The following is a 24,224-nucleotide window of genomic DNA, read 5'->3' as shown; positions in this document are numbered from 1 at the left end:
TGTTTTACAAACAAGTTTGATTTAATTTGATTGATAATCTTGATTACTAATTGTTCAAAAAAAGGACCGATTTTGCCCCTTTTTTATCAATGAATCATTAATGCTGAAGCAATGAAATGCATCAGGAACAAGCCTGCAATCAAGTAAACCATATAGGGGACCTGCCTCCATTTCCCGGCAGCAATCTTCGGCAGCGGATAGGCAATAAAGTCAAACGCCAAACCGTCTGCAATGCTTGATGTAAGTGGAATGCATGCAATAATCAAAAATGCCGGAAACCCTTCAGAAAAATCGCTGAACGGAATTTCCTGCACGCTTTTTATCATCAGTGTACCAACAATGATTAACACAGGCGCCACAGCATTGCCAGGGATCATTCTGATGACTGACAACATAAAGATCGAAGCTGCGAACAAAACGGCGGTTACCAATGCAGGTATCCCCGTCTTCCCGCCTTCAGCAATTCCCGATGAGCTTTCAGCGGCAGCAACGGTTGGGCTTGTGCCAAAAGGGTTGATAAGGCTAATGCCTGATAAGAACGGGAAAATTTTTTGGAATCGGCCAACATGCCTGGTAAAAATATATAAAAAAATTTCCCGTTATGAATATAATTCATCGTCCATTTTTTGTAAAATATCCCCATTTTGTTTTTCTTTTCATGATAGAACATGATAGAATAAAGGACACTTCCTGATTATTCTTTTCAAAGCGACATTATCATAAAACATTAGGACAGGAGGTCGATCAACTTGAACACTTCATTCAGATCACGGCGGCTTCCAGAAAACATCAACCGGATTATCAGCCAATTTCCTGAGGAAGTACAGGAATTCTTTTTGGAAATGATCAGCGCAGAGCGTTCAAAACAAACCATTGCCAATTACGCTTACGACTTTGCGCTTTTTTTTGATTATCTTGCTTCCAGAAATAAATCTATTGACCAGGTAGATCCTGTCATTATCAAACGTTTTTTTCGGCAAATAGAAAATGGTTATGAACGAACCGTGCATATCCTGCAAAAAAGAAAAGATCCGCAAACGGGAGAGATGAAAGAAACCTGGATAACCCGAAAGCATTACCGGGAAAATTCGCGCTGCGGAAAGCAAAGAAAACGGGCATCACTGCGATCACTTTTCCGTTTTTTGGTCAAATCGCACGTACTCGACCGGGACCCGATGGAAGAATATGATGATGCTTCTCTGAAAAGCAGGTCCCGACAAAAGGTGCCTGTCTTTTTAACAAAAGAAGAAGCACTGCGTCTCATTCAGGCCGTTAAAACATACCACCAGAAGAAAAACAGGAAAAGCCGGCACTGGATGGAAGTACGGGATTTAGCCATTCTCCTTCTTTTTTTAAATACCGGAATGCGTGTCTCTGAACTGGTCCAGTTAAATCAGAACAGTATCCAGTCCGACGGCCAGGTCGTACGTGTGATCATTGTCGGGAAAGGCGGGAAAGAACGAATGCTTAAATTAAATGAAACCGCCAAGGAAGCACTGAAAACCTATTTGTCGCTTCGTCCCGGGAAAATTCCTCCCGAACATCAGAATGCCTTGTTTTTAAATAAAAACCATCAACGCCTGAGCCGTAAGGGAGTAACTGAAATTATCAGGAAATATGTTCAGGAAGCAAACCTTCCTCCCAAGGCCGCATCGATCTCTCCCCACAAATTGCGTCATACGCTGGCTACTCTGCTTTTGTCGAACGGGGAGAACCTTCGGGTGGTACAAGAAATCCTGGGGCACTCAAACATTCAGACCACCCAGATTTATACCCACGTCATCAATACGGAAAAGGACGATGCCTTGGACCGTCTGGATCAAAGCCTGTGACCATTTAAGAACAAACATTCTGCAAATGTTTGTTCTTTTCATGTGGTTCATGTATACTGAAAATATGGAACAATGGATGCGGCCAGATCAACAAAGGAGGATGACAACCGTGACCAAACTCTCCCCAAGACAAAAAGCTATACTGGAATATATACAAAAAGAAGTGATGGAGAAAGGTTATCCGCCTTCTGTTCGTGAGATCGGCGAAGCAGTCGGGCTTGCCTCGAGTTCTACCGTCCATGGACATTTGGCACGGCTGGAGAAAAAAGGATTCATACGACGTGACCCGACAAAACCACGCGCCATTGAACTGCTTCAGCGTGTGGAAATGCCCTTCAGGAAACAGGCGGAAACCGTCATGGTGCCACTGGTTGGGAAAGTTACAGCAGGAGAACCGATCACTGCGATTGAAAATATTGAAGATTATTATCCTTTACCCCGCCGGATTGCCGGGGAAGACGAAACTGTTTTTCTGTTATTGGTACGCGGCAACAGCATGGTAGGTGCCGGAATTATGGATGGGGATTATGTTGTGGTACGCCAGCAACCCACAGCGCAAAACGGGGATATTGTCGTTGCGATGACTCCTGATGGTGAAGCAACGGTAAAACGATTTTTTAAAGAAAACGATCACATTCGTCTGCAACCGGAAAATGATACGCTGTCACCGATTATTTTGCCCAACGTGACCATTCTTGGCAAAGTCATCAGCTTAATTCGTGAAGTCATATAAAAAAACAGCAACCCATGGGTAACCCATGAGTTGCTGTTTTTTTATTCATTTCGATTCTTTCACAAATCGTTCAATGCGATCGATTGCGTTTCTTAACTGCTTTAAAGAAGTAGCGTAAGAAATGCGGATGTGATCCGCCGAACCAAAGCCTGATCCGGGTACGACTGCGACCAGTTCTTTTTCCAGTAGAGCGGCAGCCCATTCATCCGGGGATTTGTATTTTCCGCCCGTGCCATTCAAAGCTTTACGAATATTGACAAAAACATAAAAAGCCCCCGCTGGTTTTTGGCAGACAAAACCAGGAATTTGATTCAGCCGGTCAACGACATAATCGCGGCGTTCCTTGAAAGCTTTTTTCATTTCCGCTATGGGTTGCTGAGTTCCAGTTAGTGCCTCGATGGCTGCATATTGGGCAATGGATGTTGGATTGGAAGTACTGTGATCAGAAATCTTATTCATTGCTTTAATCAGTTCTTCAGGTCCGGCCGCATATCCAATCCGCCAGCCTGTCATGGAATAGGTTTTGGAGACTCCGTTAATGATCACAGTCCGCTCATACAGGTCAGACCCCAAACTTGCAATGCTGACATGTTTTTGGCCGGGATCATAAATCAGATGTTCATAGATTTCATCAGAAACGATTATAATATCATTCTCTATACAAATTTCACCAATGGCACACAATTCCGGTTCAGTGTAAAGCATTCCTGTCGGGTTGGACGGGCTGTTTAAAATCAAGGCTCTTGTCCGGTCAGTAATGGCTCGTTTCAACTGTTCGGAAGTGATTTTAAACTGTGTCTCTTCACTTCCCGGTAAAACTGAAGGTTTGCCCCCCGCCAATTTCACCTGCTCGATATAGCTGACCCAGTAAGGCGCAGGGACAATCACTTCATCTCCTTCATCCAACAAGGCTTGAAACAGACTGTATAGTGCGTATTTTGCCCCGACTGTCACTACAATCTGACTGGGTTTATAGGTTAAACCATTGTCTCTTTGAAGCTTTTCGACAATTGCCTGTTTTAATTCCGGAATTCCACCCGTTGCTGTGTATTTTGTGAAACCGGCATCCATTGCCTTTTTGGCTGCTTCAATAATATGTACCGGCGTATTAAAATCGGGTTCTCCCGCTCCCAATCCGATTACATCATGCCCCTGTTGTTTAAGGGCTTTGGCTTTGGCCGTAATGGCAAGCGTGGGTGATGAAGCTAATTGTTGAACACGTCTTGAAAGCTTCAAGATCGAATCCCTCCTATGTCTCAATTGCTCTATAGTTCAACATCATACCACGAGCTTGCCTTACTTTACCAGTTTTTTTGTTTCCTTGGCAATCATCAGTTCTTCATTTGTCGGAACAACCAAAACGTCCACTTTGGACTCGGGTGTACTGATGCGGCGTACTTCTTTGCTGCGTTCCTCGTTTAAAGCACGATTCAGTTTGATTCCAAAACAGGTAAGTCCTTCACATACCCTTTCACGGATCATTGAAGCATTTTCACCAACACCTGCAGTAAAGAGAAGAATGTCTATCCCGTTCATCGCAGCAACATAAGCACCAATCGTTTTCTTGATTTTATAAACATACATATCAATAGCCAGGCGTGCCTGATCATTGCCATTTTCCATCGCTTCGGTCACTTCGCGCATATCGCCCGACACACCGGATACCCCCAGCAATCCGCTGTGTCTGTTCATCATGGAATTGACTTCACTCAGTGTCAAATCTTCTTTCGTAATGACAAAAGGTACAACAGCCGGGTCGATATCGCCACATCTGGTTCCCATCATTAACCCTTCGAGCGGGGTCATCCCCATACTGGTATCGACGGATTTCCCGTTTTGTACAGCCGTAATGCTGGCACCGTTTCCAATATGGCAGGAAATGATTTTAAGGTCTTCAAGAGGTTTGCCAACAAATTTCGCGGCCTTCTCAGAGACATATTTATGTGAAGTTCCATGAAAACCATAACGCCGAATTTTATATTTGCGGTACAAAACATTTGGAATGGCATACATATAGGCATAATCCGGCATGGTTTGGTGAAAGGCAGTATCAAACACACCAACATGCACAGCATGGGGAAGCTGCTCTTGTGCTGCATCAATTCCCAATAAGTTGGGCGGGTTATGCAAGGGTGCCAAATCGATGTTTCTGCGAAGTGCCTGACGGACAGCTTCGTCAATGATAACGGAACCGGAGAAATCCTCTCCGCCATGTACCACCCGATGGCCGACTGCTGTCACTTCATCTGCACTGCTAATCACGCCTTCTTCCGGATCCATTAATAAATCAAGAACTTTTTTCATCCCAACCCGGTGATCGAGAATTTCCGCAGTAATGATCTTTTCTTCCCTGCCGGGAACCTTGTGCTTGATTATTGCACTTTCTGTTCCGATTTTCTCGACCAATCCGGAAGCCAAAACCGTTTCTTCAGTCATATCGAACAATTGATATTTAATGGATGAACTCCCGCAGTTGATAACAAGAATCTTCATTGCTGCTCCTCCTCATAAATTCTGTCACCATTTTCATCATATTGGAAAAAACCCTTTCCTGTTTTGACACCCAAATATCCCGCACGAACCATTTTCTTTAACAGGGGTGCCGGGCGATATTTAACATCTCCAAATTCGCGGTAAAGACGCTCCAAAGCTGCCAAAACAGCATCCAGACCAAGGTGGTCAGCCATTTCAAGGGGACCTCTGTGGAATTGATAACCGTATTTCATTGCCCGATCAATATCTTGTTCATTGGCGATTCCTTCCATTAACGTATTGACAGCTTCATTAATGAGAAGAACACTTAGGCGGGTTGTTACAAAACCTGGGGATTCGTAGACTTCTATCCCTTTCAATCCCAATTTCGGCAATATGTTTAAAACGGTTCCAACTGTATCCTGAGAAGTTTTCAGCCCCCGAACTACTTCAACCAGCGGAACTCTGGTAACCGGGTAAACAAAATGGAGCCCGAGCACCTGTTCAGGACGGCTGGTGGCTTCTGCAATCTCAGTCAGACTTAACGTTGAGGTGTTACTTGCCAACACAACTTCCGGACGGCATAATTTGTCACACTGTTCAAAAACCTTCAGCTTCGTTTTCATGTCTTCAGTAACCGATTCAATGACAAAGTCTGCATTTTTCAAAGCCTCTTCCTGATCTGTCGTATGAATGCGCGAGAGGGTGATTTTCTTTTCAGCAAGCGTAATTCCCCATTTTGACAACTTTTTGTCCAGACTCTTTTCAATTCGGTCATAAGCATTCCTGGCCAGTGCCTCGTTTTGCTCGATAATGGTCGTTTCAAATCCTTTGGACGCCAAAAGTTCCGCGATCCCTCGACCCATGGTACCGCCACCGATGACTGTGATATTTTGGATGTTCATCACAATAGCTCTTACTCCTTTCAATTAGTTAACTTCATATATTTTATCAGTTTTTGAATGTGATTTCATTAACATTTCACGAAATTTGTCACCGGATAGCACTTCTTCTTTTAATAAAATACCCAAACTTTCTTCAAACATAAAAGAAAAATGCCCCATACATTGCAAAATGTCATCATAACATTTTTCCAATATTTTTTTGGCTTCCAACTGCAATTCTTCACGGCCGACAAGATCCGGGCTGATGATGCCAAGATCCGACAGACCTGCCTCAATCATTGTCCGCGCATAATGATAGGCCTGCTTATAATCGTTCTGGGCCCCTGTGCTCTTGTGCCCATAAAAATATTCTTCCGCTGCGGCTCCCGCCAGACAGACCCGGATGCTATTTTCCAGATCTTCACGGGTGTACAGAACACGATCACGATCCGGTAGCTGCCGGACATATCCCAGAGCTTGTCCGCGCGGGGTCAAGGTAATTTCTGAAACCGATCCGGGACGGACGTATTCAGATATCAGCGCATGTCCCATTTCATGGACCGCCACTCTCTTTTTTTCCTCGCTGCTCGCTTCACGATCCGCCTTTTCCCCCATCAGGACTTTGTCAATGGCTGACGCCAAATGCTTCTGTTCTATTTCTGGCTTATTCTCCCTGAGGGCATAAATTGCCGCCTCATTGGCCAGGCTTTCCAGCTGCGCTCCGGAAAATCCGAAAGTTTCTTCCGCAATTTTCATTAATGAAATATCCGAATGTAATGTTTTGTTTTTCGTATGCAATTGCAAAATGTGCAATCTTGCTTTTTTATCCGGCAAATCGACATGAATATGCCGGTCAAACCGGCCAGGGCGCAAGAGTGCGGGATCTAACATATCTTTTCGGTTTGTCGCTGCGATAACCAGTACCTGCACTTCCTGATCAACTGAAATGCCGTCCATCTCAGTCAACAACTGATTCAGGGTCTGGTCATATTCCCGCTGCTGACTTCCGTCACGCTTTCCTCCGATCACATCAATTTCATCAATAAATACAATAGCCCGGTTTTTCTTATGCTTCCTGGCAAGCGAACGTGCTTCCTGAAAGAGAGAACGAATCCGCTTGGCGCCAACGCCGACATACATCTCCACAAATTCGCTGCCTGAGGCACTGACAAATATGGCGTCCGTATAATGCGCCGACGCTTTAGCCATCAATGTTTTTCCGGTCCCGGGAGGGCCAGTCAATAAAATCCCCTTAACCGGACGGATTCCATATCGGGCGATCTTTTCACGTTGCAACAAAAAATCCAGTGCTTCCTTTAACTCATTTTTGGCCCTGTACTGGCCGCCGATTTCATCAAAATTAACGGAGGGGATATATTTGTTTTTTTGATTTTTCCTGACGATTCTTGCTGTTTTTTGCATTGAACGTGTACCGCCGGAATAAAGCAAAAGACCAATCCCCGTCAAAACAATGACAGGCAGCGGATCGAATCCCAGATAAACAAGAAAAATAACCAAGGCCGCACCGGCACCGGACATGATCGATTTAATCAAACAACTCTCCCCCTTTCTGTGTTTGCATGTTAACCGGAACGATTCGGATTAAAAAATCATCTCCATCACGAAGCATGATATATACCGATTTCTCATCTATATTGAGACAATATTGAATTCCGTTTTCATCTGCCCATTTTTTTACCGTTTGGGGAATCAGCGTATAAGTCTGTAATGCGATTCCCTCGCGGATGCCAAAGACCATTTGATTCCAGGCCAAATTCAATCGTTCATTGGGATGATCGGCCAAATGTACCTGAAGCGGTTTTCCTTTTGCTTTCTGTTTTAATTCGGTCAAAAGATCGGGATATTTCCGAATCAAAAAGTCCTGCTCAAGATTTGCCACTTTCAAGTTGAGTTGTACTTTTGACGGAGATACATGAATATCATGCAATTGCACTTCCTGCTGTTTTTCCAGGAAGGCAATGATCGGTTTTTTGATCAGATATTGTTGATATCCCCAAAATCCTCCGAATAAAAGGATCAGCGTGACCAAAAAACTGATGAACATCATTTTTCCCGTTTTTTCCACACAGTCACGCTCCTCTCGCCAATTTATAGCATCAATACATAAAAAAGTATATCATTTTATGATATACTTCAACATTGACAATCCATGGCAATAAAAAAAGACAGCTTACCTGTCTTAATCTTTAGAAAACCGTATACAGGAAAAATTTTTTAGAACTCTGTCCCATCTCCGCCATTCAAAAAATCTGAGTAATTACATTTTCAGCGTATAAACCAGGGTTTGTGGAGTTTCCTCCTGGCCGGGCATATTTAGAATGATCTGCTGCAGTTTTTTGTCCTGAGAGTCCGAATAAACCAATTCATAGTAAATATTAATCTCTTCATAGACCGGAAATGACGGTATATTTGCTTCTATATTCAATCGCTGCCGAAACTGTTCAGCAAATTTATCCGGGTCAACGGTTACTTTTGCCTTCATCTGACCGTAATTTTTCGATTTTTGGATGTACTCCACTTTTCCCAACACCTTTTTCAAAAAAAACAGATGATCTCTTGGAGAAACCAATCCAGCCTGTCTCAGCGTCATTTCTTCCTTATTTTTCAAATGATATGCCCATACTTTTTTATCCTTTCTTTCCATCACCTTTTTGCCCCTGGCATCGGTAATCACCCAATTTTCACCAACCTGTTTTCCCTTGTAATGACTGATTTGCTGACCATTCCTGATCTCCAGGGCAAATTCATATGCTTTTTGTCCGTTGCTCTTGATCAATTGATGGATTTGTTGCCTCATCGCTTGCTGATCGAACTGTTTTTCTTCGGAATGAGCCGGCTCGTGCGCTTTCGGTTCACCACAACCGGTGCAAAGGAAAACCATGGATAACAGCAAAATGATGTAAACTGGTTTCATGAAATTCCTCCTTTGTACATACATACGACAGCCAGCTCATTTTAATCCCCCAAAAAAAGCCCATCAAGTGGGCGGATGTGCAAAATGTGTTAAACATATTCAGCACATCTTCGGTGATACTAAAAAGCAACAAGGGAGGTGAAGGAGATGACAGCCCCTTCCCTTTATCCCGGTTGGGTCCTTAATGCAATGAAAAGCCAATTGACTGAAGAAGAATGGGAACAGATTGCTCCCTATTTGCTTGCCGAAACCTGGACTTCCCCTGCTGCCCGAAAACGGGAATGGCAAGAAACAGACACAGACATCCCACTTCGTTTCCAACTGCAAATCGATATAAAAACATGATTTGTATTAGTATGACTTAGAATCTCCCGCCTATTCCCTATCGCCAACCCATAACAGCTACCATTTTACGGTAGCTCTTTCTTCATTTGATCTCCTGAAAAGCCTGATTTGCTTCAAAGATAACTTTTTCCTCGTCTATTGTTAACAGTTCACGGTTTCGCATAACCGGTTTGCCGTCGATATAAACATCAAGAATATCATTTCGACTGGCTGAATAAACCATATGCGATACCACATCGTGCAACGGCTGCATATGGGGCCCCGACAAATCGATGATGATAAAATCGGCTTTTTTTCCAACTTCCAGAGAACCGATTTCCTGTTCGAGAAATACACATTCCGCACCATATAATGTGCCCATTTTCAGTGCCGTTAATGCAGGAACCGCAACGGGATCTTCATTAATCCCTTTATGGATCATGGCTGCCAGATGCACCTCTTCCAGCATATCCAGGTTGTTGTTGCTTGCAGCACCATCAGTCCCCAAACCGGGCCGCATTCCCTTTTCAAGCATTTTGGGAACAGGAGCAATTCCGCTTCCCAATTTCAAATTGCTTCCGGGATTGTGGGCCACCTTGACATCATAATCAGCCAGAACATCAATTTCTTCATCCGTCAAGTGAACCGCATGCGCGACCAGGGAAGGCAAATCAAAAAAGCCCAGTTGCCGCAAATGTTCTACCGGCCTTAATCCGTAATCAGCCACATTCTGTTCCACTTCCCTGACCGTTTCAGACAGGTGGGTATGGAGCGGCAAGTTCAGTTCCGCTGCTTTATCAACAAACTTTCTGATATAATCCGGCGGACAGGTATATGGCGCATGGGGTGCCAGCATTGTCGTAATTCGACCATCCGCCTGTCTGTTCCAGTCCCTGGCAAACTGAACAGCTTCCCTGAGCTTCTCCAGTTGCTCCGCTTCACTTACCAATCCTATGGAACCACGGCACAGGCGCGCACGCATCCCTGATTCCAAGACAACCTGTCCCACCTGATCCATATGATCATACATGTCGACAAAACAGGTTGTCCCTGATTTAATCATCTCAATGACAGACAAAGCGGTCCCGGCATACACTTGACGTCCAGTAAATTTTGCTTCAAGCGGCCACATCTTCTCTTCCAGCCATGTTTGCAGCGGAAGATCATCCGCATAACCCCGGAGCAGGGACATGGCCGCATGTCCATGTGTATTGATAAGCCCCGGCATTAAAGCCCGCCCCTCACATTCGACGACTTCATCATAAGTTGACAGGATCTCTTCTGACGGAACAGCCCCCACATATGTAATAGCAGAACCTTCCACTGCCATTGCGCCACGCTTAATTACTTCTTCCCCTTCCTTCATGGTAATCAGCATGGCATTGACAAATATCCGTTTCAATCATGTTCCTCCTCACAACAACTTTAGTTTTCCACTATAAAGATAACATGTCCCCTTTCGTTTTACATCTTGTGTTTTTTTATGAAAGACAGGATCGGGTCCAGACGCTGCCGGTCCGGGGACAGGACAGGCTGGAACAGGTCCCCTTTTTCTTTTAAACGGTCAAATATTGTAAAAAATGTCCACTGCTTGGGAGACAGATTTTCATTCACCTCACTCCATTCAAGCGGGGTTGATATGGTTGCCTCAGGTACCGCCCTGGGGGAATATGGCGCAATCAGGGTTTTGCTGCGCCAATGCTGCAAGTAATCGATATATACCTTGTCGCCTCGTTTTTTTACCTGCCGCTCAACCGTTACCAGTTTCGGATGCTGTTCCGCCAGGTAATGTGCCACAAACTCTCCGATTGTCCGTGTTTGTTCATAAGGATAAACCGGTTCAATCGGTACATAGATCTGAAGGCCGGTTGCGCCCGATGTTTTAATTACACTTTTTAACTCCAGCCGGTCAAGCACGTTTTTGATCAACCAGGCCGTTTCCACAACCTTGCCAAATCCGGAAACAGTCGGGTCAAGGTCAAATACCAATTCGGTCGGAACCGGTTTTTGAGCTGAATGAAATGAAATATGAAATTCCAGACATGCCAGATTGGCCAACCAGATCAGTGTTGGCACATTATTGAGTAAAATATATTCAATGTTCCCCTCTTTTCTGGTTTCTACCCAGTCAGGGCGAAAAGACGGGGCGTTTTTCTGGTAAAAGGATTCTCCATTGACGCCATCGGGAAAACGGATTGTCGTCAAATACCGGTCCTTTACATATGGCAAAAGGTAAGGAGCCAGACGGGTACAGTATAATACAAAATCCCATTTGCGAATTCCGGCTTCGGGAAACCACACTTTTTCCGGATTGGAAATTTTTATTTCTGCTCCTTCAATTTGGACATAACGTTCTTTTTCAGCCATCCTTTTCTCCCATCCAAGCCTAATTTGAATTGGACAAATAACCCGGTTCAAGACAAATGAATAAATTATAGCAATCCAAGCAATCCAAACTGTTAACGGCAGGAGGAATCTTAATGGCCAAACAAAATAAAATCCCCCCGTATCCGGTAGAAACAACGGGCATGCCACTTCATCTTGACCAGGAGAAACTCAACACATCACAATTTTTCCCAGGACCTTTTTTTGCGCCTTTTTTCTTTCCACGCCCTTTCTTTTTCTTTGCCTTTAATCCTTTTTTTCGCCCGTTTCGGCGATTTGGCCCGTATTAAATTCTGAAAGGAAAATTACTTTCATACACTTTCCGGTAAACGAACCGGATCACTTTTTTGAATCAGCAGAAAATGCCTTAGATGCAAATTAACGGCCCTATGGTTCGCCTTGTTATCCACCCTATCGGCCATATCCGTATTATCCACCGTTTCTGTATCCAATTTTCCCATTTTTCCCTGTTATTATCCCGATTCCCCACCCGCAATCCACGGCAAAGACACTGGTGGAGAAGATAAAAATCTTAAAAAGGCACTTCCATTTTATTGGAAAGTGCCTTTTTTATTTTTCTCTTCCAAACCCGTTCAGCGCTTGGCTGCGGAAAGTTCTGCCGAGAAATCAGCCATAATCTCAACAAACCTTTCAAGCTTTTCATCATTTAGATCATGGGCGGCTCCAACATCGATTCTCTCGTAACCGAACCATCCGACTGGCATCTGCTTCCGATATAGCGTCGGCAGCACTATAAATGCCATTTGAGATCGGGTGCAGAAATCAATAATATATACCATCGCACCAAACAGCAGTCTCTATTCATCCTGGTCCCCCACTTTTCGATTCATATTTTGGCAGTGTTTTTTTGACGATTCTGAACAAAATAGGGAAAAAGAGGGGGAATCTTATGAAATGGACACCCATTATTCCTTTTGAACCGGTTGAATCAAACACGATTCCTCAGGGAAAGCAATGGATTGCCCAGGTTAAATGGGATGGGGTTCGTGTCTGTACTTATTGGGATGGAAAGGAAGTGAAGCTTTTTAACCGCAAAAGAAATGAACGTACTTACCATTATCCGGAACTCTTGAAAATTGATAAATATATTCATGCAAAATCCGCAATCCTGGACGGGGAAGTAATTGCTTTAAAAAATGGAAAACCATCTTTTTATGAAGTGATGAAAAGGGATGGAATCAGAAATCTTGAAAAGATTTCTTTCATTCAGCAGCAAGTGCCCATTACTTACATGATCTTTGATATTTTATACCTCAATCACAAATGGGTTGTCTCTTCCCCGCTGTCAGACCGTTTGAAAATGCTTCAGGAAATTTATAAACCCTGTAACCATGTACAACTTGTTGCCAGTTTTGAAGATGGGGATGCATTATTTGAAGCGGTAAAAGAACAAAATCTTGAGGGAATCGTAGTGAAGGATCTTACCAGCACATACCCGGTCAATGGCAAAGACCGCCGCTGGATCAAGAAAAAAAATTATCATGACTTGATCGCTGTTGTCGGAGGAGTTACTTTTCGACAATCAATCGTCAACTCCCTGTTACTGGGATTATTTGATGAGGAAAACCGGCTTTGGTATATCGGCCATGTGGGGACAGGCAAATTGACGCAAACGGACTGGAAAAGCTTCACTCAAATGATTCACCCTTTCTTTCAGAAAGAAATGCCTTTTGTAAACAAACCTTCCCGAAATAAAGATGCCACTTGGCTAAAACCCTTGATCACAGTAAAAATAAAGTACACAGAATGGATCGAAGGACATACATTAAGACAGCCAAGTATCCAAGCCTTTGTAAAACATCCTCCCCATCAATGCAGGCTTAACCAAAAAACATAACAGAAAGCCAGAACATATGGCTCTGGCTTTTATCCTGTAATTCGTTTTAATCCCGGTCGGTGAAAATGTATATAAACGGAACTGGAATTAAGTGGTGTAGTTAGTTTGTATGACAAACATGTTTATATAATAAATAAAATAAAAATTCCTGCCTCTTGCGGCCACTGGTATATTTTTCTGCTGACAATATTTACAACTGGCTTTACGGATGTAAATAAACTTCATACTTATGTGAATCAGTCCGGTATATGCATTTCGTGTATTCCATCACCTCTCCCTGTTTGGAATAGGTGGTTCGCCGGAATAAAATGGCCAGCGAAGGCGGATTGGTCCCCAGGAGACCGCATTCATATTCATTCAGCATGATCGGTTCAATTGTCTGTTGAGCGTACTCCGGGTAAAGATGATATTTTTCCCCCAGAACGCTGTAGAGTGAATCTTCCAGCATTTCCTTTTTCAGCCCGGGAAGCTTACCGTGATTTAACCAAACCGTTTCAATGGCAAATGGCATGTCATTAACTATTCGAAGCCGTCTGATCTCATACACCAGTTCCTGATCCTGTTCCATTTTTAATTGTTTTTTTAACTTCAACGTTGCTTTTGTGATCTGAAACGACAAAATTCTGGTACGGACCGTAAAGCCCTGTTCTTTCATTTCTTCGGTAAAACCTTTGAGTTGCAGCAGATGCTTTGGCTTAGGCTCAGCAACAAACGTTCCTTTTCCCTTGGCGCGGTATAAAACACCTTCATTGACCAGTGCCAAAATTGCCTTGCGCGCGGTCATGCGGCTTATTCCCTGAAACTCACATAACTCCCGTTCCGGTGGAATCATGTCTCCAGGTTTTAATTCTTCATTGTCAATCATCTCTTGCAAAATTTCCTTAAGCTGGTAATATAATGGAATCGGGCTCTCCTTGGATACTCTTCTCATGATTTGATTACCCTCTCGTTCAGCTTTTTCAGTAACAAATTGGAAAAAGTCAAAATACTGTCCACTTTTCAGGAAATCTTTCCTTTTATTCATTCCAATATTAGTATACCGAAAAAAGCAAGTTTGTACTGTCATGATTGACATAGAGCCGCAACTGCGACTCTATGATGAATATGCATCCTGATCTGTAATAATTGTTACATGCGGATGACGTTTTAAAATCGTAGCCGGCAAATCTTCGCAAACCACTTCCGACGACAACAATTGCTGCAAGATTGGGGCCTTACGTTTTCCTGAAACAAGCAGAACTATTTCCCTGCTTTTCATGATGGTGGAAAGTCCCATCGTAATCGCGTATTTTGGAACCTGCTCCAGCGAATTGAAAAATGACTGGTTTGCTTCACGTGTTGATTCCGATAACTTCACAATATGGGTCTGGGAATAAAACGGCGTTCCAGGTTCATTAAAACCGATATGTCCGTTTACGCCAATCCCCAGGATTTGCAGATCGATTCCACCTTTTTCTTCGATCTGACACTCATATTGCAAACACTCTTGCTCCAGATTGGAAGCAATTCCATTGGGAATATGGATTTGCTGCTCGGGAATATCCACATGGTCGAAAAAATTTTCCCTCATATAATAATGGAAGCTGGTTGGATCATCTGAACCAAGACCTACATATTCATCAAGATTGAAAGTGGTTACATGACGATAGGAAGTCCGGTTTTGCCAATGATCCATAACAAGTTTCCGATAAACGCCTGTCGGCGTTTTTCCGGTGGCCAGTCCCAATACGGGGGCCTTTTTTTCCTTAATTGTACGAATAACATGTTCAGCTGCTTTTGCGCACATTTCATCATAATCTTTTGCCCGAATAAGTTGCATCATTCAAGTTCCTTTCTGTCTGAGTGATAGGCAATTTTACCCCTGCAAAAAGTCATATGCACATCAAAATCCTGATTCAAAACAACAAGATCAGCATCCTTGCCCACAGCAATGCTTCCTTTGCGATCATAAATATCCAGTTCTTTGGCTGCGTTGGAAGCCGTCATTTTTATGATGTCTTCCATCGAGCAACCTGTAAATTTTTTTATATTACTGGCAGCATCTTTCATCTTTAAGATACTTCCCGCCAGCGTTCCATCAGCCAATCGGGCATCCCGTTCATTGACCGTTACCTGCTGCCCTCCCAGATCATAAACGCCTTCTTTCATACATTTGGCCCGCATGGCATCGGTTATCAAAAGGATTCGTTCGCTTGTGATTTGTTGATATGCCAGTATGACACTGCGTGGATCAATATGAATCCCATCCAGAATCATTTCGACATTCAACGTCTCATTTAACATTGCAGCTCCTGCTACTCCCGGTTCGCGATGATGAAACCCGCGCATCCCGTTAAATAAATGAGTAACATGACTGACCCCTGCTTCAACCCCCTCCATGACCTGATCATAAGTGGCATCAGAATGGCCAATGGACGCAATCACACCTGTTTCCCGCAGATACCGGGCCAGTTCTGCTCCTCCCGGTTCCTCCGGAGCAAGCGTGACCAGTTTGATTTTTCCCCTGGCTGCTTCCTGCCACAGCTGAAATTGGCTGACATCGGGTTCCATGATAAATTCAAGAGGTTGGGCTCCTTTCCGTTTTGGGGAAACAAACGGACCTTCCAGGTGAATTCCCAGACATTCGGCTTTTCCGGCAGTCTGCGAATTTTCCATGTAATGGGCGACATTCGAAATGGCTTTTGCAATCCTGTCAGGGGATTGAGTAATCGTTGTAGCCAAAAAACCGGTTGTTCCTTCCCTGGCCAGGTAAACGGACATTCGTTCCAAAGCTTCGGGAACTGCGTCCATCACATCTACTCCTGCAACCCCGTGGATATGCATATCAATCATTCCCGGGATCACCGTTCTTCCTTGCAAATCAATAACATCTTCATCGGGGTGTTGAACAAATTCACTCATTTCCCCTACGGCAATCAATTTGTCACTCATTTGCAGGTATCCATTTTGGATGGTTTCCTGTTCGGCGTAAATCCGTCCATTCATCAATGTAAGTAACCTGTTTTGCTCCATCATGCATACCCCCTTTGCTCCTTTTACCCTCTTCAGTTTAACCCTGATATGTATATATGTCTATACCAATATTTAAAAATGGCGCATTGTTCGAGTCAGAATCTGATAAAAAAAGTGTTTCACTGTTATACTAATAAAGTAAATACAACCATCAAATCCGTTTTCTTTAGTATTGGAAAAAAATATATTTCTAATGTGGGACTTTTATAAAAAACAGCTTATTTTAAAACAGGGGGAATAAAAATTATGACTGTAACAAACATCTTAAATACAATTGCCAAAGAATTGGAAAATATCCCCGGGATCGTTGGAGTCGTATTGGGAGGTTCCAGAGCACGAAAAACCAATCGCCCGGATTCCGATATTGATATCGGGATCTATTATGATATAGTTGCCGGGTTTGAAGTTGATGGAATCGGCAAAGCAGCCGCGAAACTGGATGATGAACACAGACAGAACCTGGTTACATCCCTTGGTGAATGGGGAGAATGGATCAACGGAGGCGGTTGGATTATCGTTCAGGGATATCATGTTGATCTGATATTCCGTGAATACAAGAGAGTAGCCCGGGTCATTGACGAATGCCTGTCCGGAAATGTTTCCAGCTATTATCATGCCGGGCATCCGCACGCATACCTGAATGCCATGTATATGGGCGAAATCGCCGTATGCAAAATTCTGACCGATCCTGACAAAAAAATCGCCAGACTGAAAGCTAAAACCAAACCCTATCCAAAAGCTCTGAAAGATGCCATCATCCGCTATTTTTTGTTTGAAGCATCATTCTCTTTAATGTTTGCGAAAGATAATGTCGATAAAGACGACATCCCTTATGTTGCCGGCCATTGTTTCCGTACCGTTTCATGTTTAAACCAGGTTTTGTTTGCACTGAATGAAGAATACTGCATCAACGAGAAAAAGGCTGTACGGATGATTGGAAGTTTCGATCATAAACCGCAAGCCTACAAGAAAAAAATTGACCGGATATTCACCCTGCTCTCAACTGACCAGGAGCGTACGAAGCAAGCTGTTGAAATACTCCATGGACTTGTTTCGGAAACAGAGAGATTGACAAAAAGTGCATGAAGCAAATTCATGCACTTTGGCCATAAAATCTGAAACGGAACTTAACTGTATTTTTTTTTCAAATAATAGTAGATTGGCAAGCCGAGCAGCAAAATCAGAACGGCTAGTAATCCACCCATTGGATCTGTCGTTAACATAGCGTAAATAACATATAAAGAACTCAATATCGACAGGATCGGAATCCATGGGTAAAGTGGTACACTGTAAGGACGTTCTTTTCCAGGATTTCTTTTGCGCAGTGTGAACACGGCATAGAACCCGAAAATATAGAAGATATAAATGGCAAATATCGAGATATCGGTCAGCCGGTTCGGATCACCGATAAGCATGAAGAAAATGGCAAATACCGATTGCTGGATAATGGCAATATGCGGTGTTTTAAAACGCGGATGAACTTTTGCCATACTGTCTGCAAATGGCAATTGCTTGCGTTCACCCATCGCAAACGGAACACGCGCATGTCCAAGAATTTTTGAGTTTAAGGTACCAAATATCGAAACGATAATACCTATCGTTATCAACAGTCCACCAAATTTTCCAAACAGGATTTCTGATGCCACTCCGGCAGCGTTTTCACCCAACTGGACAACTTCACCGGCAGGCAGTACGATAAATAAGGCCGCGTTAACCAATAAATAGACAGCGGTTACAAATAACAGACCACCTAAAATTGCTTTAGGCAGCAACTTGGCCGGATTTTTCATTTCCCCGGCAACAGCTGCCAGGAGAACCCAACCGTCATAAGCAAACAGTGTGGCCAATACAGCAGCACCAAAGCTAAGTTCGGTTGTTTGGAAAGCGCCTGGATCAAAGATCGTCTGTTCACCTTTCCACAATCCGAATATAATGATCGCTGCAATCGGAATAAGCTTGGCTACCGTTGTAACGTTTTGTACCCAACCGCTATATTTTGTTCCGATAATGTTTACCCACATCAGGAATAGAACATAACCGATTGCAATAACAAATTCCCAAATTCTCCCTTCAATATTAAACAGATGAACATGCAACGAACCCAGATACAGCCCCAATGCTGCAATGATGGCAGGGCCATATACGGCTGTTTGGATCCAACCGGATAAATACCCCCAAAATTTTCCATAAATTTCATCGATATAGGTATATAGTCCTCCTGTTTTGGGGATTTGGGCTCCTACTTCTGCAATAGTAAGCCCGCCTGCAATCGAAAATATCCCCCCAATTAACCAGGCAGCAAGAGCCATTAAAGTGCTCCCTGATGATTCAAGGACAATGCCCGGTTTCATGAAAACGCCAGATCCGATAACGGTTCCAATAACAATCGACAATGCCGTGAAAAAACCAATATCTCGTTTTAATTGACTATTTGTCTGATCCAAGAGCACCCCTCCTCAAAAAAGGTTATGTTAATACAGACAAATTATACATTGTTTAGGATAAATATATACCTATATTAATTAAGTAAATTTATTTAGAATATGCAGATTATGTAAAATGGAATTGGCATAATAAAAAGACTGTCTCGCCATCAGGACAGTCTTAGATTTCAACAAACTTGTGGAAGCAAATTCGACTGACACTCCCCCCGCAAAACTGCAGGAAATCGAACCGCTGTCTCTCCTTCTCTGAAAGAAAGACACAAAACAATTTCTAAAAAATTGCTTTCTGCAATGATTTTTTCTATATTTTTTCAATTAAAACATCAAAGAGATTGATTTTCTTCCAGCAACGATCGTTTCAAACTTCCCATTCATAATTGCTTCCTTTCCAAGGTTACAGATCACCAAAATCCATGCAGCTCACCTTTGCATAATTGGTAACCTTCTGTTCAAAAAAATCCGTTTTGGTCACATAAGATTAGAGAAACTTTCAACCCATCTCAGAGGATGGGCAGTCATTTCCGGATACAAAATTTCAAGTCCCAGGCGTCCGAGACGTTCATTGGCCAGGTATTTAATGTATTTCTCAATAAGTTTATTGGTTAATCCCTGAATCTGATTATTGGCAATATACTGGCCCCAATGAATTTCATGTTGTACGGCAATACGCGTCATTTCACGCAGCTCTTCAACAAACTCCGGGGTAAACAGTTCCGGATTTTCCTTGCGCAGTTCCCTGAACATATTTTGAAACAGCACCACATGTGTCAGTTTGTCCTGTTGAATATACTTGATGATGGTTGCAGTAGACGTCATTTTTTCCATTTTCAATAAATAAATGATGTTGGCTTATGGTAAAGTTTTATTTTTGTTTGTGTTACAAACTTGTTTATAGTAATGAATAAAGGTGCAAACACTTCAAGTGCCACACCTTTATTGCCAGTTAAGCCTTGAGGCAAGAAACCTTATAAAATTGGCATTTCATGCACTTTGGCAAATAAACATTTACGGTTGTTTCTTCTGTTCGCTCGACCTGCCGCATTTGCCGAATAACTCGAGTCAGTTGTCTTTTTAAAGCAGGTGTCCATTTGAGTTGGAAAGTTCGGTTGCGATAGCGAATCTCTCCAATGAGATTGTATGTCTGAAAATATTTTTCCACCAACAGCAAATACGCTGCCAGCTGCAGACGGTCTCCCGGATATGGCAGTTTATTTTTTAAAACCGACGATTTGTGCTCCACCACCAGACAGGTTCCATCTTTAAGCTTCCATATTTCGTCCGGCTTGCCCCGAATTCCCAGATCTTCATCAACCAATATCGCCCCGTTTCCACCGGTATCCGAGTAGACCAGCCGATCCCGTTTTCTCCGAAATCTGAACCATAGCCATCCCCATAGCAGTATGACCGGCAAAACCAGAATCACTTCCATTTTCATTGGTTCATCACCAGCCACAGGATCAACCATAATAAACCTGTCCCAATCCCCCAAAACCCCCAGGTGATTCCCGTTGTTTTTAACCACAACAGGATGGCTTTCTTCCGATGATAAAGAATCCCTTCCCGGAAAGATCTCTCTTTTATCCGGATTTTTTTCTTGTCAGCCTCTACCATTCCTTGCCGATATAGCCTGTTCAAACGCCATTGTTCGGGACAATAACAAAACTGACTGATTTCCTTTACTGTAATCCACCTTTTTTCCATTGCGGAAATTCTCCTTTGCTAAACAATCAAACCGGAAACAACCAATTCTAAAATATTTTTTGAATATTGTGTATATAGTCTTTAAAATTTTGGCTCTTTCCCGGAAAAACAGGAAAGAGCCATTTCCACCCCGACTGATTATAGCGATTTGCTCCAGTCGTCTGCTGCATTTCCTTCCAAAAAGCGTTCACAATCCAGTGCCGCCATGCATCCGGATCCGGCCGCTGTAATTGCCTGGCGGTAAACAGGATCCTGAACATCGCCGCAGGCAAATACGCCGGGAACACTGGTTTTTGTTGTGCCAGGTTCAACTTCAACATAACCCAGCCCATCGAGCTTCAGTTGTCCTTCCAAAAAGTCGGTATTCGGCTTATGCCCGATGGCGATGAAAATTCCATCCGCTTCGAGAATTTCTTCTTGGCCCGTTTCATTATTTTTCACTTTCAAGCCTTTAACACCCATTTCATTCCGAACCACTTCCACAGGAATCCGGTTCAACGCCCATTTAATCTTTTCGTTTTGGCGGGCGCGTTCCTGCATGATTTTTGATGCCCGCAATTCATCCCGACGATGAACAACCGTAACTTCTGAAGCAAACCGGGTCAGGAAAGTTGCCTCTTCCATCGCTGAATCCCCGCCGCCAACAACCAACAGTTTTTTGTCACGGAAAAAGAATCCGTCACAAGTAGCACAGGCACTTACTCCCATTCCTATGCTTTCTTTTTCGCCAGGAATCCCGAGCAACCTGGCCTTGGCTCCTGTAGAAATAACCAATGCTTCCGTTTCAATTTCTTCGTCCCCGACAAACACTTTAAAAGGACGCCTGGACAAATCTACTTTTTTTACCCATCCTGCTTTAAATGTGGTTCCAAAACGTTCTGCCTGTTTTCGCATATTATTCATTAATTCGGGACCCATGATACCTTCTGGAAACCCCGGAAAATTTTCAACTTCCGTTGTTGTCGTCAATTGTCCGCCTGGTTCCAGTCCCTCAATCACCAATGGTTTCATATTGGAACGAGCCAGGTAGATAGCTGCTGTTAACCCCGCTGGTCCAGTTCCGATTACAGTCACTTTTTCCATCAGTAAAACCTCCTGTCTTAAAAAACAGATATATCAATAAGATTAACTGATTAACTGATTTTTTATAATTATACCTTAAACAAGGTACCAACCCAATTGAATGATACAAAACCTGTTTTTTTAACATTCCTGTTTTATCACCTGTTAAAACATTTTTCCTGGCATCCGTTTTTCTTTTTTTGCAATGCGAATTCAATTCCTTAAGGACCAAACTTTATCCAGCTGTTTCACATTTTATTCACACACTTTCCTGTACTCAGAAGATATCATACCACAAATGCTTACTTTTGAATAGTATCTAATGATAAATTTGTGCTATACTGGTTTATGTTATTATCGATATAGCCGAAGTTGATTAAGTTAAAGGAGAGACAAAATGAAGATTGAGGTTTATCATGATTTGATATGTCCCTGGTGCCGCATTGGAGAGAAGAATCTTATAGATGCCATGCATGTATGGACAGAGCAATCCGGAGAAACCATGGAAATTGAATATCGGTCATATATGCTATATCCTGAAATTTCACGTGATGGAGTTTCTTTTATGGAAATGATGGTTAGAAAGATGGGAAACATGTCAAGAGCATACCAATCACTCCAGGAGATCGCCCAGGCAGGAGCTCCTGTTGGTGTACGATTTTTTTTTCATGAAATTGAATCATTACCCCATACGCTTCCAGCACATATGCTGGTTAAACTGGCCAGGCAGGGCCAAAAGACAGAAATGGTTGAAGCATTGTTTCAGGCTTATTTTGAAAAGGGATTAAATATAGGTAATATAGATATTTTAGTAAATATAGCCGAATCATTTGACCTGAATCCGGCAGAAGTGAAAGAAAAGCTTGAACAGGAAACATTCCGGTCCAAAGTGGAAAAAGACCTGGCAGAAGCCAAAAAAATAGGGATTCAGAGCATCCCTTTCTTTATTATTAATGATAATCTGGCATTAACTGGTGCTCATCCCAAAGAAAATTTTCTACATGCTTTTCGGGAAGTAAGTGCATCCTAAGGAAAAATAATATGTCGATTTATTTTTATAAAAATAAATTATTTATAAGAAAATCTTTACTATTAAAATCGATACGGAATTATATTAGTTGAAAACGTTAACATTTTTATTTACAATAATATCAAGTTGATTTTTTCCTGTAATAAATTGTTAATCTGCTGAGGGGGGGAAACAAATGAAGCAAGAAAGAAAGCCTAAAGATGAACTAGCCAGAGGCTTGAGCGATCGACATATACAATTAATCGCAATTGGTGGCGCAATCGGAGTAGGATTATTTCTCGGTTCGGCGCAGGCGATTCAGACTGCCGGGCCCGCACTGATTCTTGCCTATGCTATAGGCGGATTGGTGATTTTTTTTATCATGCGGGCTCTGGGAGAATTGGCACTTTTCAAACCTGTCGCCGGATCATTCAGTACTTATGCAACAGAGTTTGTTGGTCCATGGGCTGGATTTGTAACAGGCTGGAATTACTGGTTTATGTGGGTAGTAACAGGAATGGCGGAAATTACCGCGGTTGGAGTTTATACTCGTTACTGGTTACCAGATATTCCTCAATGGCTTCCCGCCTTAGGAGCACTGCTGGCTGTCTACTTTGTTAACCTGATTGCAGTAAAACTGTTTGGTGAAGTTGAGTTTTGGTTCGCACTGATCAAAGTCGTAACCATCCTTGTACTAATTGCTGTCGGATTGGTCATGATTTTCACGGGTTGGGGAAATGACGGGCAGATTGTCGGATTTTCCAATCTTTGGGTAAACGGTGGATTCATGCCATTTGGAACATTGGGAATCTTGTTTGCATTGCAGATGGTAATGTTTGCTTTCCTGGGAGTTGAGTTAATTGGTGTTACCGCCGGTGAAGCGAAAGATCCTGCCAAAACCCTGCCAAAAGCAATTAACAATACCATTTGGCGGATATTGATTTTCTATATCGGTGCACTGACCATCATCATGTCCATGTATCCCTGGAATAAAATGGACGAAACGACGAGTCCTTTTGTGCTGATTTTCGCAAAAGTGGGAATACCGGCCGCTGCTGGTATTATCAATTTTGTTGTACTGACTGCAGCCTTATCCTCATGTAATAGCGGAATTTTCAGCACAGGCCGCATGCTTTATACATTGGCCCTCCAGCGTCAGGCACCGGGTGCATTGGGTAAATTGAATTCCAGGCATGTACCTGCACACGGGACCACAGTGTCCGCTCTGATTATGATGATTGGTGTTTTACTCAACTATGTCATTCCCGAGAAAGCATTCATATATATTACAAGCGTGGCCACTTTCGGTGCATTGTGGACGTGGGGCATGATTGTTTATGCTCATTTGAAATACCGGAAAAAAATGGGCGCACAAGTCAAGTTCAGAATGCCCGGGTATCCGTTCACAAACTGGATAACCCTGTTATTCCTGGGACTGGTAGCTATCCAACTGGCATTTAACGATGAAACACGGATTGCTTTGCTTGTGGGGCCAATTTGGCTGTTAATCCTGATTATCAGCTACCAGTTTGTAAAAAAACATTAACACCGAAACAGACCGAGTCATAATTGA

27 protein-coding genes are annotated in these 24,224 nt (G+C 42.9%); 8 read left to right on the top strand and 19 right to left on the bottom strand.

What is annotated here, in order from left to right:
- Positions 1–86: 86 nt before the first annotated feature.
- Both H2C83_RS10065 and H2C83_RS10060 read right to left on the bottom strand, forming a co-directional pair.
- Positions 87–431, bottom strand: a complete 345-nt coding sequence (locus tag H2C83_RS10065; protein WP_181740317.1) for a hypothetical protein — start codon at positions 429–431, stop codon at positions 87–89.
- Positions 425–670: a hypothetical protein gene (locus H2C83_RS10060; RefSeq protein WP_181740316.1), complete on the bottom strand. Its 246-nt coding sequence runs from the start codon at positions 668–670 to the stop codon at positions 425–427. The genes H2C83_RS10065 and H2C83_RS10060 overlap by 7 nt, the downstream gene beginning before the upstream one ends.
- A gap of 79 nt (positions 671–749) precedes the next feature.
- Here H2C83_RS10060 and H2C83_RS10055 point away from each other — a divergent pair, with 79 nt between their 5' ends.
- Together H2C83_RS10055 and lexA are read left to right on the top strand one after the other, a co-directional pair.
- On the top strand, positions 750–1,832 hold the full coding sequence (locus tag H2C83_RS10055) for a tyrosine-type recombinase/integrase (RefSeq protein ID WP_181740314.1): 1,083 nt from the start codon (positions 750–752) through the stop codon (positions 1,830–1,832).
- Positions 1,833–1,941: 109 nt separating this feature from the next.
- Positions 1,942–2,565, top strand: coding sequence for a transcriptional repressor LexA (gene lexA, locus H2C83_RS10050; RefSeq protein WP_181740312.1), 624 nt, complete (start codon positions 1,942–1,944; stop codon positions 2,563–2,565).
- Between the two features lie 45 nt (positions 2,566–2,610).
- On the opposite strand, the gene H2C83_RS10045 is transcribed toward lexA, so the two are convergent.
- From H2C83_RS10045 to H2C83_RS10020, 6 genes are all read right to left on the bottom strand, one after another.
- Complete coding sequence (locus tag H2C83_RS10045; RefSeq protein WP_181740310.1) at positions 2,611–3,801, bottom strand: pyridoxal phosphate-dependent aminotransferase; 1,191 nt, start codon at positions 3,799–3,801, stop codon at positions 2,611–2,613.
- Positions 3,802–3,861: 60 nt separating this feature from the next.
- Positions 3,862–5,058: an acetate/propionate family kinase gene (locus H2C83_RS10040; RefSeq protein ID WP_181740308.1), complete on the bottom strand. Its 1,197-nt coding sequence runs from the start codon at positions 5,056–5,058 to the stop codon at positions 3,862–3,864.
- Positions 5,055–5,942, bottom strand: coding sequence for a 3-hydroxyacyl-CoA dehydrogenase family protein (locus H2C83_RS10035; protein ID WP_181740340.1), 888 nt, complete (start codon positions 5,940–5,942; stop codon positions 5,055–5,057). Before H2C83_RS10035 ends, H2C83_RS10040 begins: the two co-directional genes overlap by 4 nt.
- Before the next feature lie 24 nt (positions 5,943–5,966).
- Positions 5,967–7,460, bottom strand: coding sequence for an AAA family ATPase (locus tag H2C83_RS10030; protein ID WP_181740342.1), 1,494 nt, complete (start codon positions 7,458–7,460; stop codon positions 5,967–5,969).
- A gap of 7 nt (positions 7,461–7,467) precedes the next feature.
- Positions 7,468–8,007: a hypothetical protein gene (locus H2C83_RS10025; protein WP_181740306.1), complete on the bottom strand. Its 540-nt coding sequence runs from the start codon at positions 8,005–8,007 to the stop codon at positions 7,468–7,470.
- 192 nt (positions 8,008–8,199) lie between these two features.
- Entirely contained in the window at positions 8,200–8,856 is a 657-nt protein-coding gene (locus H2C83_RS10020) for a hypothetical protein (RefSeq protein ID WP_181740303.1), read from the bottom strand.
- A gap of 147 nt (positions 8,857–9,003) precedes the next feature.
- Here H2C83_RS10020 and H2C83_RS10015 point away from each other — a divergent pair, with 147 nt between their 5' ends.
- Positions 9,004–9,201 (top strand): hypothetical protein, encoded by a 198-nt coding sequence (locus tag H2C83_RS10015; RefSeq protein ID WP_181740301.1) that lies wholly within the window; start codon positions 9,004–9,006, stop codon positions 9,199–9,201.
- A gap of 82 nt (positions 9,202–9,283) precedes the next feature.
- Here the strand turns inward: H2C83_RS10015 and H2C83_RS10010 are convergent, their stop codons facing one another.
- Both H2C83_RS10010 and ligD read right to left on the bottom strand, forming a co-directional pair.
- Positions 9,284–10,558 carry an amidohydrolase gene (locus H2C83_RS10010; RefSeq protein WP_181740338.1) on the bottom strand — a complete coding sequence of 425 codons (1,275 nt, stop codon included), beginning with the start codon at positions 10,556–10,558 and terminating at the stop codon, positions 9,284–9,286.
- Between the two features lie 86 nt (positions 10,559–10,644).
- On the bottom strand, positions 10,645–11,547 hold the full coding sequence (gene ligD, locus H2C83_RS10005) for a non-homologous end-joining DNA ligase (RefSeq protein ID WP_181740299.1): 903 nt from the start codon (positions 11,545–11,547) through the stop codon (positions 10,645–10,647).
- Positions 11,548–11,660: 113 nt separating this feature from the next.
- On the opposite strand from ligD, the gene H2C83_RS10000 reads away from it, so the two are divergent.
- On the top strand, positions 11,661–11,855 hold the full coding sequence (locus tag H2C83_RS10000; RefSeq protein ID WP_181740297.1) for a hypothetical protein: 195 nt from the start codon (positions 11,661–11,663) through the stop codon (positions 11,853–11,855).
- 303 nt (positions 11,856–12,158) lie between these two features.
- Here H2C83_RS10000 and H2C83_RS09995 read toward each other — a convergent pair whose 3' ends face one another.
- On the bottom strand, positions 12,159–12,317 hold the full coding sequence (locus tag H2C83_RS09995; RefSeq protein WP_181740295.1) for a hypothetical protein: 159 nt from the start codon (positions 12,315–12,317) through the stop codon (positions 12,159–12,161).
- A gap of 158 nt (positions 12,318–12,475) precedes the next feature.
- On the opposite strand from H2C83_RS09995, the gene H2C83_RS09990 reads away from it, so the two are divergent.
- Positions 12,476–13,423 carry an ATP-dependent DNA ligase gene (locus H2C83_RS09990; protein WP_181740293.1) on the top strand — a complete coding sequence of 316 codons (948 nt, stop codon included), beginning with the start codon at positions 12,476–12,478 and terminating at the stop codon, positions 13,421–13,423.
- Between the two features lie 202 nt (positions 13,424–13,625).
- Here the strand turns inward: H2C83_RS09990 and H2C83_RS09985 are convergent, their stop codons facing one another.
- From H2C83_RS09985 to nagA, 3 genes are all read right to left on the bottom strand, one after another.
- Positions 13,626–14,354, bottom strand: coding sequence for a GntR family transcriptional regulator (locus tag H2C83_RS09985; RefSeq protein ID WP_181740291.1), 729 nt, complete (start codon positions 14,352–14,354; stop codon positions 13,626–13,628).
- 162 nt (positions 14,355–14,516) lie between these two features.
- Positions 14,517–15,242 carry a glucosamine-6-phosphate deaminase gene (nagB, locus tag H2C83_RS09980; protein ID WP_181740336.1) on the bottom strand — a complete coding sequence of 242 codons (726 nt, stop codon included), beginning with the start codon at positions 15,240–15,242 and terminating at the stop codon, positions 14,517–14,519.
- Positions 15,242–16,435, bottom strand: a complete 1,194-nt coding sequence (nagA, locus tag H2C83_RS09975; protein WP_181740334.1) for an N-acetylglucosamine-6-phosphate deacetylase — start codon at positions 16,433–16,435, stop codon at positions 15,242–15,244. The genes nagB and nagA overlap by 1 nt, the downstream gene beginning before the upstream one ends.
- A 246-nt stretch (positions 16,436–16,681) precedes the next feature.
- Between nagA and H2C83_RS09970 the strand changes: the two genes are divergently transcribed.
- Positions 16,682–17,521 (top strand): nucleotidyltransferase domain-containing protein, encoded by an 840-nt coding sequence (locus tag H2C83_RS09970; RefSeq protein WP_181740289.1) that lies wholly within the window; start codon positions 16,682–16,684, stop codon positions 17,519–17,521.
- A gap of 41 nt (positions 17,522–17,562) precedes the next feature.
- Here the strand turns inward: H2C83_RS09970 and H2C83_RS09965 are convergent, their stop codons facing one another.
- The 5 genes from H2C83_RS09965 to trxB form a co-directional block, all read right to left on the bottom strand.
- Positions 17,563–18,879, bottom strand: a complete 1,317-nt coding sequence (locus H2C83_RS09965) for an APC family permease (protein ID WP_181740287.1) — start codon at positions 18,877–18,879, stop codon at positions 17,563–17,565.
- Between the two features lie 468 nt (positions 18,880–19,347).
- A complete protein-coding gene (locus H2C83_RS09960) occupies positions 19,348–19,704 on the bottom strand; it encodes a ribonucleotide-diphosphate reductase subunit beta (RefSeq protein WP_246333847.1) in 357 nt (118 codons plus the stop codon).
- 118 nt (positions 19,705–19,822) lie between these two features.
- Positions 19,823–20,344 carry a CRISPR-associated protein Cas4 gene (locus H2C83_RS09955; RefSeq protein ID WP_181740285.1) on the bottom strand — a complete coding sequence of 174 codons (522 nt, stop codon included), beginning with the start codon at positions 20,342–20,344 and terminating at the stop codon, positions 19,823–19,825.
- Complete coding sequence (locus H2C83_RS09950) at positions 20,311–20,580, bottom strand: hypothetical protein (RefSeq protein ID WP_181740283.1); 270 nt, start codon at positions 20,578–20,580, stop codon at positions 20,311–20,313. The genes H2C83_RS09955 and H2C83_RS09950 overlap by 34 nt, the downstream gene beginning before the upstream one ends.
- Before the next feature lie 138 nt (positions 20,581–20,718).
- Positions 20,719–21,663: a thioredoxin-disulfide reductase gene (gene trxB / locus H2C83_RS09945; RefSeq protein WP_181740281.1), complete on the bottom strand. Its 945-nt coding sequence runs from the start codon at positions 21,661–21,663 to the stop codon at positions 20,719–20,721.
- Positions 21,664–22,039: 376 nt separating this feature from the next.
- Between trxB and H2C83_RS09940 the strand changes: the two genes are divergently transcribed.
- Together H2C83_RS09940 and H2C83_RS09935 are read left to right on the top strand one after the other, a co-directional pair.
- A complete protein-coding gene (locus H2C83_RS09940; protein WP_181740279.1) occupies positions 22,040–22,672 on the top strand; it encodes a DsbA family oxidoreductase in 633 nt (210 codons plus the stop codon).
- A 175-nt stretch (positions 22,673–22,847) separates the two neighbouring features.
- Positions 22,848–24,197, top strand: coding sequence for an amino acid permease (locus tag H2C83_RS09935; protein WP_181740277.1), 1,350 nt, complete (start codon positions 22,848–22,850; stop codon positions 24,195–24,197).
- Positions 24,198–24,224 lie beyond the last annotated feature (27 nt).

The organism is Thermoactinomyces mirandus (genome assembly GCF_013868055.1).
In the GTDB taxonomy this organism is placed as follows: domain Bacteria; phylum Bacillota; class Bacilli; order Thermoactinomycetales; family Thermoactinomycetaceae; genus Thermoactinomyces; species Thermoactinomyces mirandus.
Note: the sequence above shows the minus strand (reverse complement) of the source record. Positions and strands in the feature narration are given on the sequence as shown.

Bases quoted from the DNA above. Each gene is read 5' to 3' on its own strand.
- H2C83_RS10015 (WP_181740301.1), top strand. From the start codon at position 9,004: ATGACAGCCCCTTCCCTTTATCCCGGTTGGGTCCTTAATGCAATGAAA.
- H2C83_RS10000 (WP_181740297.1), top strand. From the start codon at position 11,661: ATGGCCAAACAAAATAAAATCCCCCCGTATCCGGTAGAAACAACGGGC.
- H2C83_RS10010 (WP_181740338.1), bottom strand. From the start codon at position 10,558: ATGCTGATTACCATGAAGGAAGGGGAAGAAGTAATTAAGCGTGGCGCA.
- H2C83_RS09950 (WP_181740283.1), bottom strand. From the start codon at position 20,580: ATGGAAAAAAGGTGGATTACAGTAAAGGAAATCAGTCAGTTTTGTTAT.
- H2C83_RS09955 (WP_181740285.1), bottom strand. From the start codon at position 20,344: ATGGTTGATCCTGTGGCTGGTGATGAACCAATGAAAATGGAAGTGATT.
- H2C83_RS10030 (WP_181740342.1), bottom strand. From the start codon at position 7,460: ATGTCCGGTGCCGGTGCGGCCTTGGTTATTTTTCTTGTTTATCTGGGA.
- nagA (WP_181740334.1), bottom strand. From the start codon at position 16,435: ATGGAGCAAAACAGGTTACTTACATTGATGAATGGACGGATTTACGCC.
- trxB (WP_181740281.1), bottom strand. From the start codon at position 21,663: ATGGAAAAAGTGACTGTAATCGGAACTGGACCAGCGGGGTTAACAGCA.
- H2C83_RS09935 (WP_181740277.1), top strand. From the start codon at position 22,848: ATGAAGCAAGAAAGAAAGCCTAAAGATGAACTAGCCAGAGGCTTGAGC.
- H2C83_RS10020 (WP_181740303.1), bottom strand. From the start codon at position 8,856: ATGAAACCAGTTTACATCATTTTGCTGTTATCCATGGTTTTCCTTTGC.
- H2C83_RS10040 (WP_181740308.1), bottom strand. From the start codon at position 5,058: ATGAAGATTCTTGTTATCAACTGCGGGAGTTCATCCATTAAATATCAA.
- H2C83_RS09990 (WP_181740293.1), top strand. From the start codon at position 12,476: ATGAAATGGACACCCATTATTCCTTTTGAACCGGTTGAATCAAACACG.
- H2C83_RS09985 (WP_181740291.1), bottom strand. From the start codon at position 14,354: ATGAGAAGAGTATCCAAGGAGAGCCCGATTCCATTATATTACCAGCTT.
- ligD (WP_181740299.1), bottom strand. From the start codon at position 11,547: ATGGCTGAAAAAGAACGTTATGTCCAAATTGAAGGAGCAGAAATAAAA.
- H2C83_RS10035 (WP_181740340.1), bottom strand. From the start codon at position 5,942: ATGAACATCCAAAATATCACAGTCATCGGTGGCGGTACCATGGGTCGA.
- nagB (WP_181740336.1), bottom strand. From the start codon at position 15,242: ATGCAACTTATTCGGGCAAAAGATTATGATGAAATGTGCGCAAAAGCA.
- H2C83_RS09940 (WP_181740279.1), top strand. From the start codon at position 22,040: ATGAAGATTGAGGTTTATCATGATTTGATATGTCCCTGGTGCCGCATT.
- H2C83_RS10060 (WP_181740316.1), bottom strand. From the start codon at position 670: ATGTTCTATCATGAAAAGAAAAACAAAATGGGGATATTTTACAAAAAA.
- H2C83_RS09970 (WP_181740289.1), top strand. From the start codon at position 16,682: ATGACTGTAACAAACATCTTAAATACAATTGCCAAAGAATTGGAAAAT.
- H2C83_RS09960 (WP_246333847.1), bottom strand. From the start codon at position 19,704: ATGGAAAAAATGACGTCTACTGCAACCATCATCAAGTATATTCAACAG.